Consider the following 17,958-nt stretch of genomic DNA (forward strand, 5'->3'; position numbering starts at 1 on the left):
GTATTCTGTTTACGACTACTCTAATCTTAAAAAGATAATCTAAAACAACAAGAGTATATTTATGAAACGGACTTTAGCTCAATTACTTATGGCCTCTGCTATAGGTTTAGCTTCGATCGGAGTGATCCCGCAAACTCAAGCAGCCCCTAGTATTGATATTCAAAGTGTCTTGCAGCAAGAACGTTCTTGGGCGGGCATGGAAACCAAGCGTATCAAAGTTGCTGATATAGACTGGGCATATAGCGAAGGCGGTCAAGCAGGTAAGCCTACGCTGATGTTAGTTCACGGTTTAGCTGGAAGTCGTGATAACTGGAATCGCTTAGCACGTTATTTGACCCCTTATTACCATGTCATTATTCCAGATTTACCTGGTCAAGGCGACAGTAAAGTTCCCAATGATTTTGATTATTCACTTCCAAATCTAACTGAAAAATTACGCCGTTTTGCTGAAGCGATTAAAGTAGACAATGGTTTAAATATTGCAGGTCATAGTATGGGAGGATCGATTGCCCTACTCTATGTTGCACAATATCCAGTTGATACCAAGTCATTGTTTTTAATTGACAGTGCAGGCGTGTTTAAGTCAGCAAATACCCCTTATTTAAAAGATCCAACAACCTTGCGTAACATGCTGGTCAGTAAACCGGGGGATTTTGATCGTTTAATGAAAATCGCCATGAATACTCCACCGTTTATTCCAAAAGAATTAAAAGATGCGCAAGAAAAACTCATGATCAGTCAGTCTGCCAATACGTCCAAATTGGTAGAGCAATTGATCGTGATGTCTAAATTATTTACACCTGATTCATTTGCAATCGCAGCTCGTTCTATTGATCAACCTGTACTCATTGCATGGGGCGACAAAGACCAAATCATCAATGTTGAAGCAGCAGCCGAATTAAAAGGCTTACTCAAAAATGCGCAAGAACCTGTGATCTTAAAAGGGATTGGTCATATGCCAATTTTGGAACAAGAGCAATTGTTGGTTAAACCGTATTTAGACTTTTTAGGAAAACACGCGAAATAAATAAATTTAGCCTAACCTCGAATTCTCTTGCTACACCCTCCTTTGAACAAGGAGGGCTGGAAGGATTTAAAAATATTTGAATGAATAGTCTCGGCTTTTTCTACGATCAATCACAACAATATTGACGATTAAAAATTCGTAGGATTTTCCAAACGCTTCACTTCTTGTGCCTTTTTAGGATGATGTACCGTTGCAACACCATCGGCAGATTTTTTATCAATCAATGCTTCTGGATTATAAATGGTAATGGTTTCGTGACCTTCTGCATCTTCACCTACAATGTATTTCGCTCCCTTACGGTTCATTTTATTACACATACGTTGGTACCACCCCTTAAAGCCAGTGGTTTCTTCATTTGGGTTGTAATAGAAAGCATTCATAACAGCTGGTAATCCTAAACCACAAACCACGCCTGAAAGTAATACGCTAATAAAAGTATAACCAATCAAAATACTACTATACTCACGTAGCTCAGGAACGTTCGCAACTGCAAGGATCAAGGCCAAGGAAATCCCTCCTCGTACCCCACCCCAAGATAAAATTGCTAAACTACCGTTATAGCTTTTTTGTCTAAAACTAGGGAAAAATGCAAACGCCAAAAAGTTCGCTGCAAAGCGTGAAAGGTGTAATGCAAAGAATGCAAAAATACCGCCGAGAATCAAACTGGTACTCAAATCTAGAATGAAAATTTCCAAACCAATTAACGTGAATAAGAATGAATTGATAATCCCTTCAACCGTATGCCAAAAATGATTAACTTCACGAATCTCACGGTCTTGTAAAATTTCTTTCCATTTATTTCCGACAATTAAGCCACCAATTACACAAGCAATCGGTGCTGAAGCATGTGCAAATAATGCAACTAAATATGAACCACATGCCAATAAAGCAGTGGTCAAAATCAATGATTCCATTTCATGTTTACCACGCAGTAAACGCAAAATACCTAAACCAAAAGCCCAACCAATAATTACCGCGACAACAATTTCATAGAGGAAGGTTTGCAAGGTTGCAACTAAACTAAAATGCTCACCTTCGAGTACATTTAATAAGGTCATGAATACCGCGATACACATGGCATCATTAAATAAAGATTCGCCCTCAAGTTTAACGATCAAATGATGTGGCGCACGAACTGAACTTAAAACCCCTTTAATCCCAATAGGATCGGTTGCACCTAAAGCAGAACCCAATAACAGTAAAACTAAAATAGGTACAGGATTTCCAATCAAATATTGAAAACCAAAAACTAAGCCTGCGAAAAATACTGCACAGAATAAAAGTGCGATTGTGGCCAAAATACTGATCGGCTTCCAATATACCTTCAGGTCTGAAACTTTAAATTTGAGTGCCGATGACGTCAAAATAAAGCAAATAACACCATTCACTAAAAAATCATAGAAATCGATGTGACGTACAGCTTCTTCAATATTATGAATATTGATGGAAATAAACTGATTTCCATTCAATAAGCTCGCGCCCCATTGCAAAATAAAGACAAAAATTGCGGAAACAATCGGAACACCAATCGCCTGAGGAAAGCCTAAAATACGTTTATTAAAAATGGTTGTTGCAATGGAAAGTGCAAAAACAACTGTAAAGACCTGTAGAAAGAAATAATTACCCATGCAACCTCTATTCTCTATTTTTTAGTTGAAATCAACATCAAACACTCGATCATTTCCCAAATAAACACAAAATAAAAGACCATTTAACAATCCCAATAATTTTACAAAAAAATGAGAAAGTTAAATTAAATATTTATAATTTTTAACATAAAATTATCGATGTAGCGCATCACATCTCAGAACAACAAATTAGAAAAACAAAAAGAGAGGATTTTCATCCTCTCTTTCAATATGTTTAATATGTTCAATACTAGACAATATTTAAATTACTTAATTTAAATTACTTAAATGTATCACACTGATTAACATCACCAGATTTCAGACCTGTATTAAACCATTGCATACGTTGTTGACTGGTTCCATGCGTAAAACTATCAGGTACAGCATAACCACGCGCTTGCTTCTGCAGATAATCATCACCAATTTTTTGAGCTGCATCCATCGCTTCTTCAACATCACCTTGTTCTAAGAACTGAGTACGCTGTTGCGTATGATTGGCCCACACACCTGCAAAACAATCTGCTTGTAATTCTAAACGTACTGAAAGTTGATTCCCTTGCGCTTCACTTGATTGTTGGCGTGCTTTTTGTACTTGAGAAGAAATCCCCAAAAGGTTTTGTACATGATGCCCAACCTCATGCGCAATCACATAAGCTTGTGCAAAATCACCCGCTTCATCTTTTGCAGAAAGCTCAGACTGATTTTGTTCACCTGAAATACCCATTTGCTGACGCATGTCTTTAAAGAATTGAGTATCTATATAAACTTTTTGATCCGCAGGACAGTAAAAAGGTCCCATTGCAGATTGTGCTGTTCCACAAGCTGAATCAGTACTTCCAGTAAAAAGTTTTAATTTAGGTGCTGTATATTGCGCACCTTGTTGTTGGAAAATAGTTGTCCACGTATCTTCCGTATCAGCCAATACAGTTCCAACAAAGTCTGAGACTTCTTTTTGTTCAGGTGTCAGTGAAGTCGGTGCAGTACTTTGCGTTGCTCCAGCAGATGTGACTTGTTTGGTTGCTTGATAAGCTTGTTGCGGATCTACGCCAAAAAACTTCCAAGCCACAAAAGCCACAATCAAACCGAGGATACTAATCCCGCCTGCTTTTACACCGCCTCCACCACGTCGATCTTCGACATTTTCACTGACACGACGTCCTTTCCAACGCATAGTCTTATCCTTCTTATTTTAAATTGAAAATTATTTATTACTTAAGCTGTTGTCGATTTACCACGAATTTTTTGAATCAACCCAATCACAAGTACCACGATTAAACCTGCAACAATACCCACTGACATATTGATTAAAGTTGGGGTAATTGCACCAACAATACTACCAACTGTAGGAATATGTTGTGCATGATCAACGGCTTCTTCAGTCAAATGATGCAGTGAAGAAACTGTATGCGTAATAATTCCGCCACCAACAAGGAACATGGCGACCGTACCCACGATAGTCAATGTTTTCATTAATTTAGGAGCAAAAGCCAATAAACCACGACCAATGGCTTGTTTCAAATTTGAAGTTTGCTGGGTTAAATACAAACCCAAATCATCAATTTTTACAATCATTGCGACAAAACCATAAACGCCAACGGTCATTAAAATGGCAATAACAGACAAAACCATGACTTTAGTGCCAAATGTAGCAGCAGCCACCGTACCCAGTGAAATCACCACAATTTCAGCAGAAAGAATAAAATCGGTACGTACAGCACCCTTAATCTTGTCTTTTTCAAACGTCGCTAAATCAGTCTCAATCTGCTTGAGTTCTTCATGCGCAGCTTCTTCTGTTTTGGCTTTTTTATGTTGTAAGCTATGAATCACTTTCTCTACGCCTTCATAGCAAAGAAAAAGACCACCAATCATCAGTAAGGGATTAATTAACCACGGCGCAACAACACTAATCAATAAAGCTAAGGGCACTAAAATTAACTTATTAACAAAAGAACCTTTGGCTACACTCCACACCACAGGTAACTCTCGCTCTGAGCGTACACCACTGACCTGTTGCGCATTTAGTGCTAAGTCATCACCCAAAACACCTGCAGTTTTTTTGGCTGCCATTTTGCTCATCACCGCAACATCATCAAGAACAGTTGCAATATCATCCAGCAATATTAATAAACTACTCGCCATTTTTTATCCTAAATTTTAGTTATTTCACTATTTTAATTTGAAAATGGTTTTTTCTATAGAAAATTTTGTAGATTTTCACATTTATCCATAAAAAGCATGACTTCACCAAATTTCACTGACATTAAAATAAATTATCTCGTACAATGGTGCGCATTCACAAAACATGACTGTCCTTTAATAAGACTTTGGAAGCGATAATGACGAATCAAGATAATCGTCCTGTGATTTTGACAGGCGACCGTCCTACTGGACAACTACATTTAGGGCATTTTGTAGGTTCTTTACGCTCAAGAGTAGGCTTACAAGATTCTCATCATCAACATTTACTTCTTGCAGATGCTCAAGCACTGACAGACAATGCGGATAATTTTGAAAAAGTACGCCGCAACATTCTTGAAGTGGCTACAGACTACTTAGCGGTTGGCATTGACCCTACAAAAACCACCATTTGTGTTCAATCTTGCTTACCTGCACTGAATGAACTCACCATGTTGTATTTAAACTTTGTGACTGTTTCTCGTTTGGAACGCAATCCAACCATTAAAGCTGAAATCCAGTTACGTGGTTTTGAACGTGATATTCCAGCAGGATTCTTATGTTATCCAGTCGCTCAAGCTGCTGACATTACAGCATTTAAAGCGTCTGTTGTTCCTGTTGGTGAAGATCAAATTCCAATGATTGAACAGACCAATGAAATTGTTCGTCGTTTAAATCGTCAAATTGGGCAAGACATTTTACCTGAATGTAAAGCACTTTTATCTAATATGAGCCGTTTACCTGGTTTTGATGGTAAGGCGAAAATGTCTAAATCTTTAGGCAACACCATTGTTTTAGATGCTTCTGATAAAGACATTAAAAAAGCTGTAAATGCAATGTATACCGACCCGAACCACCTTCGTATTGAAGACCCAGGTCAGGTTGAAGGTAATATCGTATTTACTTATCTAGATGCTTTTGATCCAAATAAAGAAGAAGTTGAAGAGCTAAAAGCACACTATCGCCGTGGTGGTTTAGGTGATGGCACTGTGAAAAAACGTCTTGAAGGTGTTCTTAAAGAGTTGATCACACCGATCCGTGAGCGTCGTATGGAACTCGCAAAAGATCCTGATTACATCATGGACATTTTGAAAACAGGTACCGAAAAGTGCCGTATTATCACGCAAAATACGCTTGATGAAGTTAAAAATGGCTTAGGTGTATTTCATTTTTAAACATTAATTAAAATTTTTTAGTCAGCTTAAAACAAAAAAGCCTTTCAAAAGAAAGGCTTTTTTGTTTGATATTGTTCACATTTTAACCTCATTTACGAGAGTTAACACTTATTTACGTGAATACCAATGAATTTACAGATGAGAACATCTACTATCTACTTAAGTTATGAATCTTCCCCAAAATTCATAACATTTCTCCTTGACCGAACTGTGAAAGCAGATTCGTTGTTCTACGCAGTGATCACCCCAATCATTGCGTATTTTTTTGTCTTCAGTTCCATCTGTAAAACTGCTTCTGTTATAAGCAATCCTCGAACAAAACGCAAGAGCTTCTTTTTCCGCTTTCTTTATCGCTCATTTATAAATTCATAAGACATTGATTTTAATTGTGATAAATTAAAAATTTAATTGTAATCTGTAAATAAAACCGATAAGCTTGATCAGCTAATTAAATTAATTAATACGATCTTTTATTAATTAGTGAAAATTAAAACGTATTTTTATAAGTTTTATAAGAAAGTTAAACAATATATTGAGTACAACAATATGTGGGAATTATTTACTCATTCATCTAATCTACTCTTTAGCGTTAGCTTATGCCTCATGTTATTGCTCGGTATTTTAGAATGCTTACTTTTAATTATTGGATCAACTTCACAAGGCTTTTTAGATCAGTTCATTCCTGATCAACTTCTTGAATCACATCATCCGGATGTTGAGCTCAACGCAGACAGTGGCTTCTTTGTACAATTTTTAGATTGGTTATATTTGGGACGCATTCCAGTCTTGGTCTGGCTGATCATTTTTCTGACTGTATATGCATTATTTGGCTTTATTGTCCAAGCCACTTTCTATCACTTTACACAAAGCTATTTCCCACTTTGGATTATTGCACCTGCTAGCCTTGTTCTATGCATGCCCATTGTCCGCACCTGTGCATTGGTTATTGCCAAAATTTTGCCGCAAGACGAAACCACTGCCATTCATAGTGATGAACTGATTGGACGTAAGGCACACATTATTTTAGGTGAAGCCAAACTCAACTACCCTGCTCAAGCTAAAGTGGTAGATCAATTTGGGCAAACCCATTACATCTTGGTTGAACCAGAAACAGATATCGTATTCCAACAAGGTCAGGAAGTCCTTTTAACACAAAGAACCAAAGTTGGCTTTCAAGCGATTACCGCTTAATTTTGAAATAACAAACGCAGAGATAATAAAATGTTAACTGAAAATTTATCTGAAATACTTGTTTTAGCAGGAATAATACTCGTGGCGCTGATCGTCATTGGGGTGATTATTGCACGCTTATATAAACGCTCAAGCAAAGAAGTATCTTTTGTACGTACAGGTTTTGGTGGTGAAAAGGTGATTTTGAATGGTGGTGCCATCGTACTCCCTGTTTTGCATGAAGTTATTCCTGTAAATATGAATACGCTACGCCTTGAGGTAAAGCGTGCAACAGATCAGGCATTAATTACCCGTGATCGTATGCGCGTTGACGTGATGGCTGAATTCTATGTTCGGGTCAAACCAACTGCTGAATCGATTGCCACTGCTGCACAAACTTTGGGTAAAAAGACCATGTCACCGCAAGAGCTGAAAGACTTGGTGGAAGGTAAATTTGTCGATTCTTTGCGTGCTGTTGCGGCTGAAATGGCAATGGAAGAATTGCATGAAAAACGTGTCGATTTTGTTCAAAAAGTTCAACAAGTGGTGTCTGAAGATCTATTTAAAAATGGTTTAGAATTAGAAACGGTTTCTTTAACAGGTTTAGACCAAACCAGTTTTGAATATTTTAATCCACAAAATGCCTTTGATGCAGAAGGTTTAACCAAACTGACTGAAACCATTGAAGACCGTCGTAAGAAACGTAATGATATTGAACAAGACAATGACTTAGCCATCAAAGCAAAAAACTTATCGACTGAACAAGCGCGTTTACAAATTTTACGTGAAGAAGAATATGCAAAACTTCAACAAGAACGTGAAATTGCTATTCGTAAAGCTGAACAAATGGCTGAAATTGCATCTCAAGAAGCGGCAAAAAAACGTGAAGCAGAAGAAGCTCGAATTGCTGCTGAACGTGAAATTGAATTAAAACGGATTGCATCTGCACGTGATGTTGAAAATGAAAATATTCAAAAAGCACAATTAATTCAAAAAGCGCAAGTTGAACAAAAGAAAACCATTGAATTGGCAGAACAAGATCGTGCCATCGCCATTGCCGAAAAATCACGTGCTGAATCTGAAGCCAAAGCATTGGCCGACCAAGCACGTGCTCAAGCTGTAAAAGCGGAGGAAGAAGTCACGACTGTACGTGAAACTCAACGTGCTGAGCGTTTAAAAGCGGTTGAATTGGTTGCAGCGAAACAGGTTGCTGAAACGGATGCGATTGCTATTACGGTTGCCGCAGAGGCTTCTAAACAAGCTGCTGCCGATGATGCAGAAGCTGTACGTATTGCAGCACAAGCTGAAGCTGAAAAAGTACGCTTAAAAGCTAAAGGTGAAGCGGATGCAAAAATGCTACTCGCTGCTGCTCAAGAAAAGCAATACCAAGTCGATGCTGATGGTACTCGTGCTGTTAATGAAGCCAACAACATCCTTTCGACTGAGCAAGTCGAAATGCAAATTCGCTTAGCACTTATGAAGTATTTACCTGAAATCATTCGTGAAAGCGTTAAACCAATGGAAAATATTGACGATATCAAAATCCTGCAAGTCAATGGTTTAGGTGGCATGAACACGACCACTCATTCAGGTGAAGCTTCTGATCAAGGTCAAATTGCCCTTTCAGATCAAGTGGTGAATAGTGCCTTGCGTTACCGTTCTCAAGCACCGCTGATTGACAGCTTAATGAATGAGCTTGGCATTAAAGGTGGCGATATAAATGGTTTAACCCAATCTTTAAATCCGAAACCTGAAAAAGAGTCATGATTTACTAAACAAAGCCCCTATAGAGGGGCTTTGCTTTATTACGGGAATCTATAACTTGCCTTCCCAATAGAATCGTTAAATTAAGCCACTTCTTTCTGTAAGCGACGTTGATGCAATTCCACTAAATATGCATCTAAAGATTGGACATCATCCTGAGTGAATTCTAAATACAGTTTGGTGCGACGTTTTAAAATATCAGTCGTTGTAATCGCCCATTCTGAATCAACTAAATAATCAGCCTCTTGCGCATACAAACCATGTCCAAAATGTTGCCCTAGCTCATGAACCGATGTTGCATGATGCACGAAATTCCATACACAAGTACCGTACGCATGCGTCCAACGGCTGGCTGTTTCTACATCAAGACCTTTGATTTTATTTTGCAATTCAATCACTAAATCATCAATAGCATTTAGATTTTCAGCACCAGGTAGCAATGCTTTTTCAGTCCAAGGCTTATTCATTTCAGGGAAAAACTTTTTCAATTGATCCATTGCCGATTCAGCTAACTTTCTGTACGTGGTTAATTTGCCACCAAATACAGATAACAAAGGTGCTTCATTTTCATCATCTTGCGATAAAACTAAAGTGTAATCACGTGTAATCGCTGCTGGATTATCCGACTCATCATCACATAATGGACGAACCCCTGAGAACGTCTGAATAATGTCTGATTGTTGCAGTTTCTTTTTAAAATGATCATTCGACACATCTAAAAGATATTCAATCTCAGATTGCGTGATTTCAACCTGATTTGGATCACCTGTGTACTCACGGTCAGTAGTACCAATCATAGTGTATTTGTCTAAATACGGAATCGCAAAAACAATACGTTGATCATCATTTTGCATAATAAAAGCTTTATCACCCTCATAAATTTTAGGGACGATAATATGACTGCCTTGTATCAAACGAATGCCGTATTGAGATTTAAGCTGTAAATCTTGCTTGATAAATTGTGCAACCCACGGGCCTGCAGCATTCACCAAAACTTTTGCACGGATCTGATAGCGACCTTGCTCATTTTCCAACTCAACTAACCAAAGACCATTTTCTCTTTTGGCAGAAATACAACGTGTTTGAGTCACAATTTTTGCGCCCTTTTCACGAGCTTGTATCGCATTGAGAATAACTAAGCGAGAGTCATCAACTGCACAGTCTGAATACTCAAAACCACGGGTAATTTCATCTTTTAATGGACTTGTTTCAGCAACAAATTGAACTAAATTTGAGCCAGCAAGTTTTTCTCGTTTTCCCAAATGATCATAAAAGAATAAGCCTGTACGAATCAGCCACGCAGGTCGTAAATGAGGTTGATGCGGCATGATAAAACGCATTGGTCGGATAATGTGTGGCGCTTTAGACAACAAAACCTCGCGTTCTGCCAAAGCCTCACGAACCAATCGAAATTCTTTATGTTCTAAATAACGTAAACCACCATGAATCAACTTACTACTTGCAGACGAAGTATGACTGGCTAAATCATCTTTCTCACATAAAAATACAGATAAGCCACGTCCAATCGCATCTGTGGCAATCCCAACACCATTAATTCCACCACCTATGACAGCGATATCATAACAAGTTTGTTGCTCAAGACTTTGATTCATTTCGACCACCTATACGATATAAATTTTCGTTTATTTTCATTTAAGAAAAATAATAAACAATTAAGCCGATACTGTCTATCAAAAAACGACCAAATTACATTTTTATTTTCGTTTATTTTCATTATTCACAAATACTAAACAGCAATCGTCCAAATGCTTTCCTTATTAGCGCATAACTATTGATTGTTTTAAATACCTAATATCAGTGATCAACACATTTTTTGAATCCGCGAATGAAAATGTCGGCTGTTTTACGCGATCACCAATGTAACATCAGCTTCTTTAATTTTTTGTAGAAAAACATCGGTTGGCTTTTCATTGGTAAAAAGACATTCAATATCGGTCAAACTGCCTAAACGCATCATGGCATGACGGCCAAATTTACTATGATCGGCTGCAAGAAAAACATGTCTTGCACCTGCAATAATCTCTTGAGAAACAGAAACTTCTTGAAAATCAAAATCAAGTAATGTGCCATCTTCATCGATACCACTAATACCAATTAATGCATAATCTACCTTAAACTGTTTGAAAAAGTCCGATGTCGCTTGCCCAATGACACCACCATCTGGGCGTACCTTGCCACTGGCGATCAGAATTTCAAAATCTTCTTTCTTACTTAAAATATTGGCAACATTCAAATTATTGGTAATCACCTTTAAACCTTGATGTTGCATTAATGCATGGGCAATCGCTTCTGTCGTCGTTCCAATATTGATAAAAATAGATGCATGATCTGGAACAGCATCTGCAATAGCATTTGCAATTCTTTGTTTTTCTTCAAAATTATGATCAATCCGCATACTATAATCTGTATTGGATACGCTAGAATTAGAATCGATCGCTGCGCCACCATGGTACCGCCGTAGCAAGCCATCATCAGCCAATTGATTGATATCACGGCGTACTGTTTGCGGTGTTACAGAAAAATGCTGTGCTAACTCATCAATACTAATATAACCACGTTCTTTAACCAGTTCTAAAGTCTGTTGTTGACGGATTGCTAAATTCATTGAATAAACCTTGTTGTTTTATTTTCGAAAACGAACATGAGATGAATAAAATATCATAATTTCAAAAGATTAAACCTGTTATGCTTTAAAAAGAATGACTTTAACTCAACTCATTTGTTCAATATTGCAACTGTTGTTGCTTTTCGATCCCTATAAAAATTGGAAACCTATATTTTCCAATACCTGCACAATCTTTTTCTTACTCTTTTTACTTAATTTATATCCCGATTTTCTCTATCGGATCACAGTATCACTATACATCTTTGGATTAGCCTACCCCAAATGCTTTATGACAATGTTTAAAAGCATATAGCACTCAAATAAATATAAAACCGCTTATTTAATCTAGGTTTCAGTCAGCTTTGGCATTTATACACAAGACAATGTTCGTGAATTGATTTGAGCTATGGCATACTTAAAACAACAACAACACCGAGACTTGCAAAAATGAAAAAGATCACTTTATTAGGATTAGGTTGTATTATTTTAGGTTTAGCTGCGTGTCAAACTACGCCACGTCAGTATAACGGTGTTACAGGCTACCAAATAGAAAATCAAAGTTCAAACAGTGCTACGCTTGCTTACACTTTATCTGGTCGTGCAGATCGTGATCTAGATGCAAATAAATTGCAACGTGCTTGCAAAAAAGTTTTAGGCGAAAATAAAGCGTATAAAATTTCTGTTTTAAGTGTGAATGAGATTATTAACCCACAGGCGGTAAGTAATGATTCAAAAGGTGTTCAACTTGGTCACAGTCGTACATCGTTTGGACTTTCAAATACACCAAATTTAAATAACAGCGAAGATTATGCAACCCGTCAAGCTTTGGAAACTCGCCCAAGTACATTACATGTCGTTCGTTATACTTGTTCTTAATATTCAAAATCATAAATATGATCGAAACTCAATTTATAAGACGCTTTTACAGCGTCTTATAAAAACTTACATTTCTAAACTCTTTAGCTTCATCTAAATCAGGCCAAGTCGTTGCACTACGCTCATCCAACTTTTGATAATGTGGATGACTAAAATTTTTCACACGACTATCTGCAACCCAAACTTCAGGTGCGAACTTTAAAAACTCATCTAAAAAGAAACGATTACACTGATCATATAAAACATCGGCAGCGAGCAATACATCCACCTGCTCGGCTTTATATAAATCATCTAGATATTCCAACTCAACATTGTTCAATAATGCATTTTCACGACATGCATCTAAACTCCCTTGGTCTATATCACAACAAATCACACGTTTTGCACCTGCCATTTTTGCAGCAATTGCAACCACACCAGAGCCTGCACCAAAGTCTAAAACAACTTTATCTTTGACATGATGCGGTTCTGCAAGTAACCACTGCGCCATTGCAAGACCTGATGCCCAACAAAATATCCAATAAGGCGTATCGTTCCAAATACGACGAATCACTTCATCGTCCAAACGATCTGTTGGAAATATAGGTGGAATCAGCCACAAAGAAATCGGCGTTTCAGGCAATTGCTGTGCAATAAGCTCGCAATTTGGAATCACGTCGTGCAAAGCTTTTAGCAAATGCTCAGGGGCTTTAGCAAATTGAAAAGTACAACTCATTTGATTTTTATTCATTTTAAGGTTAAACGTTTAATTCATAAAAACGCGATCTAAGCCTAAGGTCATTATGTTCCCTCTCCTTTTGCAGGATGGGCACTATTACACATAAGAGCGAGAGGACTATCCCCCTCATCCCAACCTTCGTCCTCAAAGCATACAGCTAAAAAAGAGAAACATTCAATTTGAATCACATAAAATCCCCTCTCCTTTTTAAAGGAGAGGGTTAGGGTGAGGATTAATAAATCAACCCAACGCTTTTTCAGCAGCTTCAACTGTTTGACGAATTAAGGTTGTAATCGTCATAGGCCCTACACCACCTGGAACTGGCGTATAAGCTGAAGCGACCTCTTCAATACCTACCAATTGAATATCACCTACACCGCCACCATCACGTGGATGGAAACCAGCATCAACAACGACAGCACCTTGTTTGATCCAATCTTTTTGAATCAATTCAGCTTTACCTACAGCACCAACAACGATATCCGCTTGTTTCACCAATTCTGCAAGGTTTTGAGTACGTGAATGGCAAATCGTTACAGTCGTATTAGCTTGTAATAGCATCATCGCCATCGGCTTACCCAGAATCGCAGAACGACCGACAACAACAGCATGCTTACCCGCGATTTCAATATTGTATTCTTTAAGCGTGGTCATAATACCTGCTGGGGTCGCAGAACCATACGCAGCTTCACCCATTGCCATACGACCAAAACCTAAGCAAGTTACGCCATCTACATCTTTTTCAAGTGAAATAGCATCAAAACAAGCACGTTCATCAATTTGTTCAGGTACAGGATGCTGTAACAAAATACCGTGAACATCAGGATTGGCATTCAACTTCTCAATTTCAGCGAGTAATTGTTCAGTCGTTGTTTCTTTACCTAATTCAACTTTAAGAGAATCCATACCTACACGACGGCAAGCATTACCTTTCATACGTACATAAGTTGCAGATGCACCATCATCACCGACCAAAATAGTGGCTAAAATTGGGGTACGACCTGTTTTTGCTTTTAAAGCTTCAACACGAGTCAACAAGTCTGCTTCAATTTGTTTCGCTAATGCGCGACCATCTAATACCAATGCCACGGCACATCTCCAAGGTAGATATGAATCAATTTTGCAAATAATACATGATTATTTGAACATTTTTATTCTATATGCCGAATTTATGTGCATATGCATGAATTATAGTATTGTTTTTTTTTCAAAGGTTGCTAATATGTGCATCACCAAGACATGGCGGGGTGGCAGAGTGGTCATGCAGCGGACTGCAACTCCGTGTACGCCGGTTCGATTCCGACCTCCGCCTCCAATCTTGTAAAGCCCGAGTGGTGAAATCGGTAGACACAGGGGATTTAAAATCCCCCGCCCACAAAGCGTGCCAGTTCGAGTCTGGCCTCGGGCACCATTTTAATACTTCTTAAAATGGTGCAATAAAAATTCCAGCTTATGCTGGTTTTTTTATATCTAAAATTTACTAAATATAAGAATTAACAATATTTATTAAATACTTACAATACTATTTTTAAGTTTATTCCCACCCAAATCACGAACTTCTACATTTTCAAAAATTTAAAACACATTGTATTTGATTCAAGTTCTTGCCCCCAATTCAAAATTAGCCTTACAATGAGTTTAATTTTGAAAATCGTAATAGTACTCTGAACGATGAACATGTTCAGTCTATGCCAAATGAGTAGTATGATCAGATCCCAACAAGCTGTGCTTTTTCTGCAAGACTTGCAAAATAAATATCCTCAAGCGTTTAAACGCAATTTTTTATTTTACAGTCAGATGAAAACAAAAGGACTTTTAGACGAAGCAAAGGAATTCATTCCTTGGGTTTTATCGATCATGATTTTCTGTAGTATTTATTTTAGTTTAGGTCACTATATAGAAAATCATTACCCCCAGTTTGATCCTTTTCAAGCCAAAGGTATTGCAGCTTTAGCCATCATGCTCTTTTTTATGCTGATCGTGCCGTTTATTATCAAACAGATTAAACACAGTTCTGTACATCTTTATAAACAACTCAACAATACTCCGCTTAAACTCGCTATTCTCATCATCTTACAAGCACTGAACATTTACTTTTTTGAAAGTATTTTATTACAAGGTGTTCTGTTCTTTTTTGCTATGAGTTTTGGTTTTGTGAAGTTCTATAAAGAAAATTTATTTAGAGATAGCACCAAAGATACTGAGTATTATCAATTACAACAAATCCGTAGAACCTGCTTTTGGGCGTATAAACAAGCCAAAAAAGCTAAATTTAAAATGAAATTCCATGCTAAAAATTCTGAGCAATTTAAATTTCAGCAACAACAATTGACGCAGTATTTAGAATTACACTTAAAACTACTCAAATTCGAAAATGAAATGTGTATGACTTATAAATATGTCGACTTAGATGCTTATATGGACAGTTTGATGTAAGGTCAGATCCTTAATTCTTCTTATTAAGATGCCCAAAAGAAAAAACCAAGCAATCAACGCTTGGTTTTTCTTTTACCTAGATACTAGAAATAAATCGATCTAAGCACTTTTTTGCACAGTCGCTACATCAACCAAAGCGCTATTCAATACCAATTGATGTCCACGTGCTGTATCTACAACATAGCTTTTGTCTTTAATTGTACTCATAAAGACCCAGTCCGCTTGTACTTGCTGCGCAGTAAAGTTAACTTTTAAATAACCACGTTGATTCAAGTTAGCGTAGTTTAACTCATCAATTAACGTAGTAAATGCCATTTCAAATTGCTGCAACTGCGCCATCGGAATATTCAAATATTCTTCTAAGCCCGGTGAAGAAACAGAACTGGTTGCCAATTCCACGCCAACAAAGTCACCTGCTTGCGAATGCAAATCTGAAGACCAAGCATTATGTGTATCTCCTGCGAGCACAACAACTTTCTTATTCAATGCTTTTAATGTTCCGTATAAAACTTCACGTTCCACATAATAACCATCCCATGCATCAAGGTTATACGGCGCAACAGTTGTGACCCGTGCTTTTTCTTCAGCAGTTAAACTTGGATCACCTTTTTGTAAACGGATCTTTATGGTAACCAACTCAGTGATTTGTTTATTCATTTGAGCTAAAACTTCAGATGTCGCATTACCACTGGTAATCGCAGCAAGTGGCAACAACAATTCAGCAGGAATTAACATTTTAGACATCAACACTTGCTGCCCAAGTACGTTCCATGTCGCTGTAGATTGCGCCAATTTCTGTTGTAGCCATGCGCGTTGCGTATAACCCACCAAAGTTCGTGTAGTACTGGCTAAATCCGCTTGGAAACGAGCAAAATCCATGCCTGACGCTGTCATATAATCAGCATAATCCAATTGCTTATCACGTGCCAAAATACGTGTATCTAGCATGGTGAGTTGAACCAATGAACCAAAGTCAAATTGACGGTAAATATTCAAATGATCTGTTTCTGAAACAGGACGAATCGGCATCCATTCAAAATAAGCTTGTAATGCTGCTAATTTACGATCTAAAAAAGCACCTTCAGTACTTTGATGATTCCCTGCGCCATCTTTCCATGCATCATTGGCTAACTCATGGTCATCCCAAATCACAATAAATGGATGACGTAGATGTGCAGCTTGTAAATCCACATCCAAACGGTACAACGCATAACGTTTACGATAATCATCCAATTTGATAATTTCGTTTTCATTACCCGCAGCGAAAGTACGACCTAACTTTTCAGCATCTGCTGTTGCATAGCCACCTTGACCATATTCATAAATGTAATCACCCAAATGAATAATCGCATCAAGTTCTTGTTTTGCCATTTCTTTATAAACATGGAAATAGCCTGCTGGATAGTTTGCACAAGAACACACTGCGAATTGCACCGAACTGGTGGTTTCTGGCAATGTTTTGGTACGCCCTACTGGTGAAGTGACCGAACCAAATTTAAAGCGATAGAAATACGTTTGTCCCGATTTCAATTTATCTGCATCAACTTTAATGGTGAAATCTTGCGCAGCAGCCGTTTGTACTTTGCCTGTATTGATGATTTGGCTAAATTTATCATCTGTCGCAATTTCCCAAACAACCTCTAAACGTAGCGATGTATCTTCTGGGGTAATACGTGTCCATAGAATCACTCGATCTTTCAGCGGATCACCACTGGCTACCCCGTGTTTAAATGTCGCCTTTGTTGTTGGTTTAATTGAACTGTCGTTATCATCATCACATGCAGTCAACCCGACTGGTAAAGATAATGCCCCAAAACCTGCTAATGACCTTTGAATAAGTGCACGGCGTGAAATTGAATTAGACATTGATTTTCCCTAAGTTTTTTTATCCAGTTAATTTAGAAGGTTTAGATTTCACTTTGATCTCAAATAAATGAAAAAATCATGACAAAAAAGATTTTTTTAATAAAAATTGGCTTATTTTCAAACATAAACACATGAATTGATTGAAAAGAAAGCAAATCGACTTAAATATCCTTGCCAAGTGAAAGTCTCTCCTTTATTATTGCGTCCATGCCCGAGTGGTGAAATCGGTAGACACAGGGGATTTAAAATCCCCCGCCCACAAAGCGTGCCAGTTCGAGTCTGGCCTCGGGCACCATTTTACAAAGCTAAAATGGTGCAATAAAAATTCCAGCAACAAGCTGGTTTTTTTATGCCTAAAATTTATAAACTTGTACTCAGCTAAAATAATCTTGAATAGACTTTTTAGCAACCATTATTTTACTGAATTTTCAACTAATTAGATTGACCATCGAGCAAATATCTGCGTATTCCCCTTTCAAATCTTTCAGCAATAATTC

14 protein-coding genes and 3 tRNA genes are annotated in these 17,958 nt (G+C 37.6%); 9 read left to right on the forward strand and 8 right to left on the reverse strand.

Annotated elements, in window-relative coordinates:
- Positions 1-61: 61 nt before the first annotated feature.
- A complete protein-coding gene (locus tag ACY45D_RS12735) occupies positions 62-1,027 on the forward strand; it encodes an alpha/beta fold hydrolase (RefSeq protein WP_463107074.1) in 966 nt (321 codons plus the stop codon).
- A gap of 128 nt (positions 1,028-1,155) precedes the next feature.
- Here the strand turns inward: ACY45D_RS12735 and ACY45D_RS12740 are convergent, their stop codons facing one another.
- The 3 genes from ACY45D_RS12740 to ACY45D_RS12750 form a co-directional block, all read right to left on the reverse strand.
- Complete coding sequence (locus tag ACY45D_RS12740; protein ID WP_463107075.1) at positions 1,156-2,655, reverse strand: cation:proton antiporter; 1,500 nt, start codon at positions 2,653-2,655, stop codon at positions 1,156-1,158.
- A gap of 280 nt (positions 2,656-2,935) precedes the next feature.
- Positions 2,936-3,826 carry a KPN_02809 family neutral zinc metallopeptidase gene (gene ypfJ, locus ACY45D_RS12745; protein ID WP_463107076.1) on the reverse strand — a complete coding sequence of 297 codons (891 nt, stop codon included), beginning with the start codon at positions 3,824-3,826 and terminating at the stop codon, positions 2,936-2,938.
- Between the two features lie 41 nt (positions 3,827-3,867).
- The gene (locus ACY45D_RS12750) at positions 3,868-4,794 is read right to left on the reverse strand and encodes a DUF808 domain-containing protein (protein ID WP_463107077.1); all 927 of its coding nucleotides are present in this window, start codon (positions 4,792-4,794) and stop codon (positions 3,868-3,870) included.
- A gap of 197 nt (positions 4,795-4,991) precedes the next feature.
- Here ACY45D_RS12750 and trpS point away from each other — a divergent pair, with 197 nt between their 5' ends.
- The 3 genes from trpS to ACY45D_RS12765 all read left to right on the forward strand — a co-directional run bounded on the left by trpS (position 4,992) and on the right by ACY45D_RS12765 (position 8,942).
- A complete protein-coding gene (gene trpS / locus ACY45D_RS12755; RefSeq protein WP_463107078.1) occupies positions 4,992-6,005 on the forward strand; it encodes a tryptophan--tRNA ligase in 1,014 nt (337 codons plus the stop codon).
- Between the two features lie 546 nt (positions 6,006-6,551).
- Positions 6,552-7,196 (forward strand): YqiJ family protein, encoded by a 645-nt coding sequence (locus tag ACY45D_RS12760; RefSeq protein ID WP_463107079.1) that lies wholly within the window; start codon positions 6,552-6,554, stop codon positions 7,194-7,196.
- A 30-nt stretch (positions 7,197-7,226) separates the two neighbouring features.
- Complete coding sequence (locus ACY45D_RS12765; protein ID WP_463107080.1) at positions 7,227-8,942, forward strand: flotillin family protein; 1,716 nt, start codon at positions 7,227-7,229, stop codon at positions 8,940-8,942.
- Between the two features lie 80 nt (positions 8,943-9,022).
- Here ACY45D_RS12765 and glpD read toward each other — a convergent pair whose 3' ends face one another.
- Entirely contained in the window at positions 9,023-10,552 is a 1,530-nt protein-coding gene (gene glpD, locus ACY45D_RS12770; protein ID WP_463107081.1) for a glycerol-3-phosphate dehydrogenase, read from the reverse strand.
- Positions 10,553-10,803: 251 nt separating this feature from the next.
- A complete protein-coding gene (locus tag ACY45D_RS12775) occupies positions 10,804-11,565 on the reverse strand; it encodes a DeoR/GlpR family DNA-binding transcription regulator (RefSeq protein WP_463107082.1) in 762 nt (253 codons plus the stop codon).
- A gap of 447 nt (positions 11,566-12,012) precedes the next feature.
- Between ACY45D_RS12775 and ACY45D_RS12780 the strand changes: the two genes are divergently transcribed.
- Entirely contained in the window at positions 12,013-12,441 is a 429-nt protein-coding gene (locus ACY45D_RS12780) for a hypothetical protein (protein ID WP_463107083.1), read from the forward strand.
- A 46-nt stretch (positions 12,442-12,487) separates the two neighbouring features.
- On the opposite strand, the gene ACY45D_RS12785 is transcribed toward ACY45D_RS12780, so the two are convergent.
- Positions 12,488-13,156: a class I SAM-dependent methyltransferase gene (locus tag ACY45D_RS12785; protein ID WP_463107084.1), complete on the reverse strand. Its 669-nt coding sequence runs from the start codon at positions 13,154-13,156 to the stop codon at positions 12,488-12,490.
- A gap of 243 nt (positions 13,157-13,399) precedes the next feature.
- Complete coding sequence (gene folD / locus ACY45D_RS12790; protein WP_463107085.1) at positions 13,400-14,248, reverse strand: bifunctional methylenetetrahydrofolate dehydrogenase/methenyltetrahydrofolate cyclohydrolase FolD; 849 nt, start codon at positions 14,246-14,248, stop codon at positions 13,400-13,402.
- 152 nt (positions 14,249-14,400) lie between these two features.
- On the opposite strand from folD, the gene ACY45D_RS12795 reads away from it, so the two are divergent.
- The 3 genes from ACY45D_RS12795 to ACY45D_RS12805 all read left to right on the forward strand — a co-directional run bounded on the left by ACY45D_RS12795 (position 14,401) and on the right by ACY45D_RS12805 (position 15,595).
- Positions 14,401-14,474: transfer RNA gene (locus ACY45D_RS12795), tRNA-Cys, on the forward strand.
- Positions 14,475-14,484: 10 nt separating this feature from the next.
- Positions 14,485-14,570: transfer RNA gene (locus tag ACY45D_RS12800), tRNA-Leu, on the forward strand.
- Positions 14,571-14,863: 293 nt separating this feature from the next.
- Complete coding sequence (locus ACY45D_RS12805) at positions 14,864-15,595, forward strand: hypothetical protein (protein WP_010113181.1); 732 nt, start codon at positions 14,864-14,866, stop codon at positions 15,593-15,595.
- A 99-nt stretch (positions 15,596-15,694) separates the two neighbouring features.
- Here the strand turns inward: ACY45D_RS12805 and ACY45D_RS12810 are convergent, their stop codons facing one another.
- The gene (locus tag ACY45D_RS12810) at positions 15,695-17,461 is read right to left on the reverse strand and encodes an alkaline phosphatase D family protein (protein WP_463107086.1); all 1,767 of its coding nucleotides are present in this window, start codon (positions 17,459-17,461) and stop codon (positions 15,695-15,697) included.
- Positions 17,462-17,670: 209 nt separating this feature from the next.
- Between ACY45D_RS12810 and ACY45D_RS12815 the strand changes: the two genes are divergently transcribed.
- Positions 17,671-17,756, forward strand: a tRNA-Leu gene (locus ACY45D_RS12815).
- The last annotated feature ends 202 nt before the right edge of the window (positions 17,757-17,958 follow it).

The sequence above is a fragment of the Acinetobacter sp. BZX-2 genome, assembly GCF_055179795.1.

Coding starts and splice junctions, on each gene's coding strand:
- ACY45D_RS12765 (WP_463107080.1), top strand. CDS start 7,227: ATGTTAACTGAAAATTTATCTGAAATACTTGTTTTAGCAGGAATAATA.
- ACY45D_RS12810 (WP_463107086.1), bottom strand. CDS start 17,461: ATGTCTAATTCAATTTCACGCCGTGCACTTATTCAAAGGTCATTAGCA.
- ACY45D_RS12750 (WP_463107077.1), bottom strand. CDS start 4,794: ATGGCGAGTAGTTTATTAATATTGCTGGATGATATTGCAACTGTTCTT.
- ACY45D_RS12740 (WP_463107075.1), bottom strand. CDS start 2,655: ATGGGTAATTATTTCTTTCTACAGGTCTTTACAGTTGTTTTTGCACTT.
- trpS (WP_463107078.1), top strand. CDS start 4,992: ATGACGAATCAAGATAATCGTCCTGTGATTTTGACAGGCGACCGTCCT.
- ACY45D_RS12735 (WP_463107074.1), top strand. CDS start 62: ATGAAACGGACTTTAGCTCAATTACTTATGGCCTCTGCTATAGGTTTA.
- ACY45D_RS12760 (WP_463107079.1), top strand. CDS start 6,552: ATGTGGGAATTATTTACTCATTCATCTAATCTACTCTTTAGCGTTAGC.
- ypfJ (WP_463107076.1), bottom strand. CDS start 3,826: ATGCGTTGGAAAGGACGTCGTGTCAGTGAAAATGTCGAAGATCGACGT.
- ACY45D_RS12785 (WP_463107084.1), bottom strand. CDS start 13,156: ATGAGTTGTACTTTTCAATTTGCTAAAGCCCCTGAGCATTTGCTAAAA.
- ACY45D_RS12805 (WP_010113181.1), top strand. CDS start 14,864: ATGATCAGATCCCAACAAGCTGTGCTTTTTCTGCAAGACTTGCAAAAT.
- ACY45D_RS12775 (WP_463107082.1), bottom strand. CDS start 11,565: ATGAATTTAGCAATCCGTCAACAACAGACTTTAGAACTGGTTAAAGAA.
- ACY45D_RS12780 (WP_463107083.1), top strand. CDS start 12,013: ATGAAAAAGATCACTTTATTAGGATTAGGTTGTATTATTTTAGGTTTA.
- glpD (WP_463107081.1), bottom strand. CDS start 10,552: ATGAATCAAAGTCTTGAGCAACAAACTTGTTATGATATCGCTGTCATA.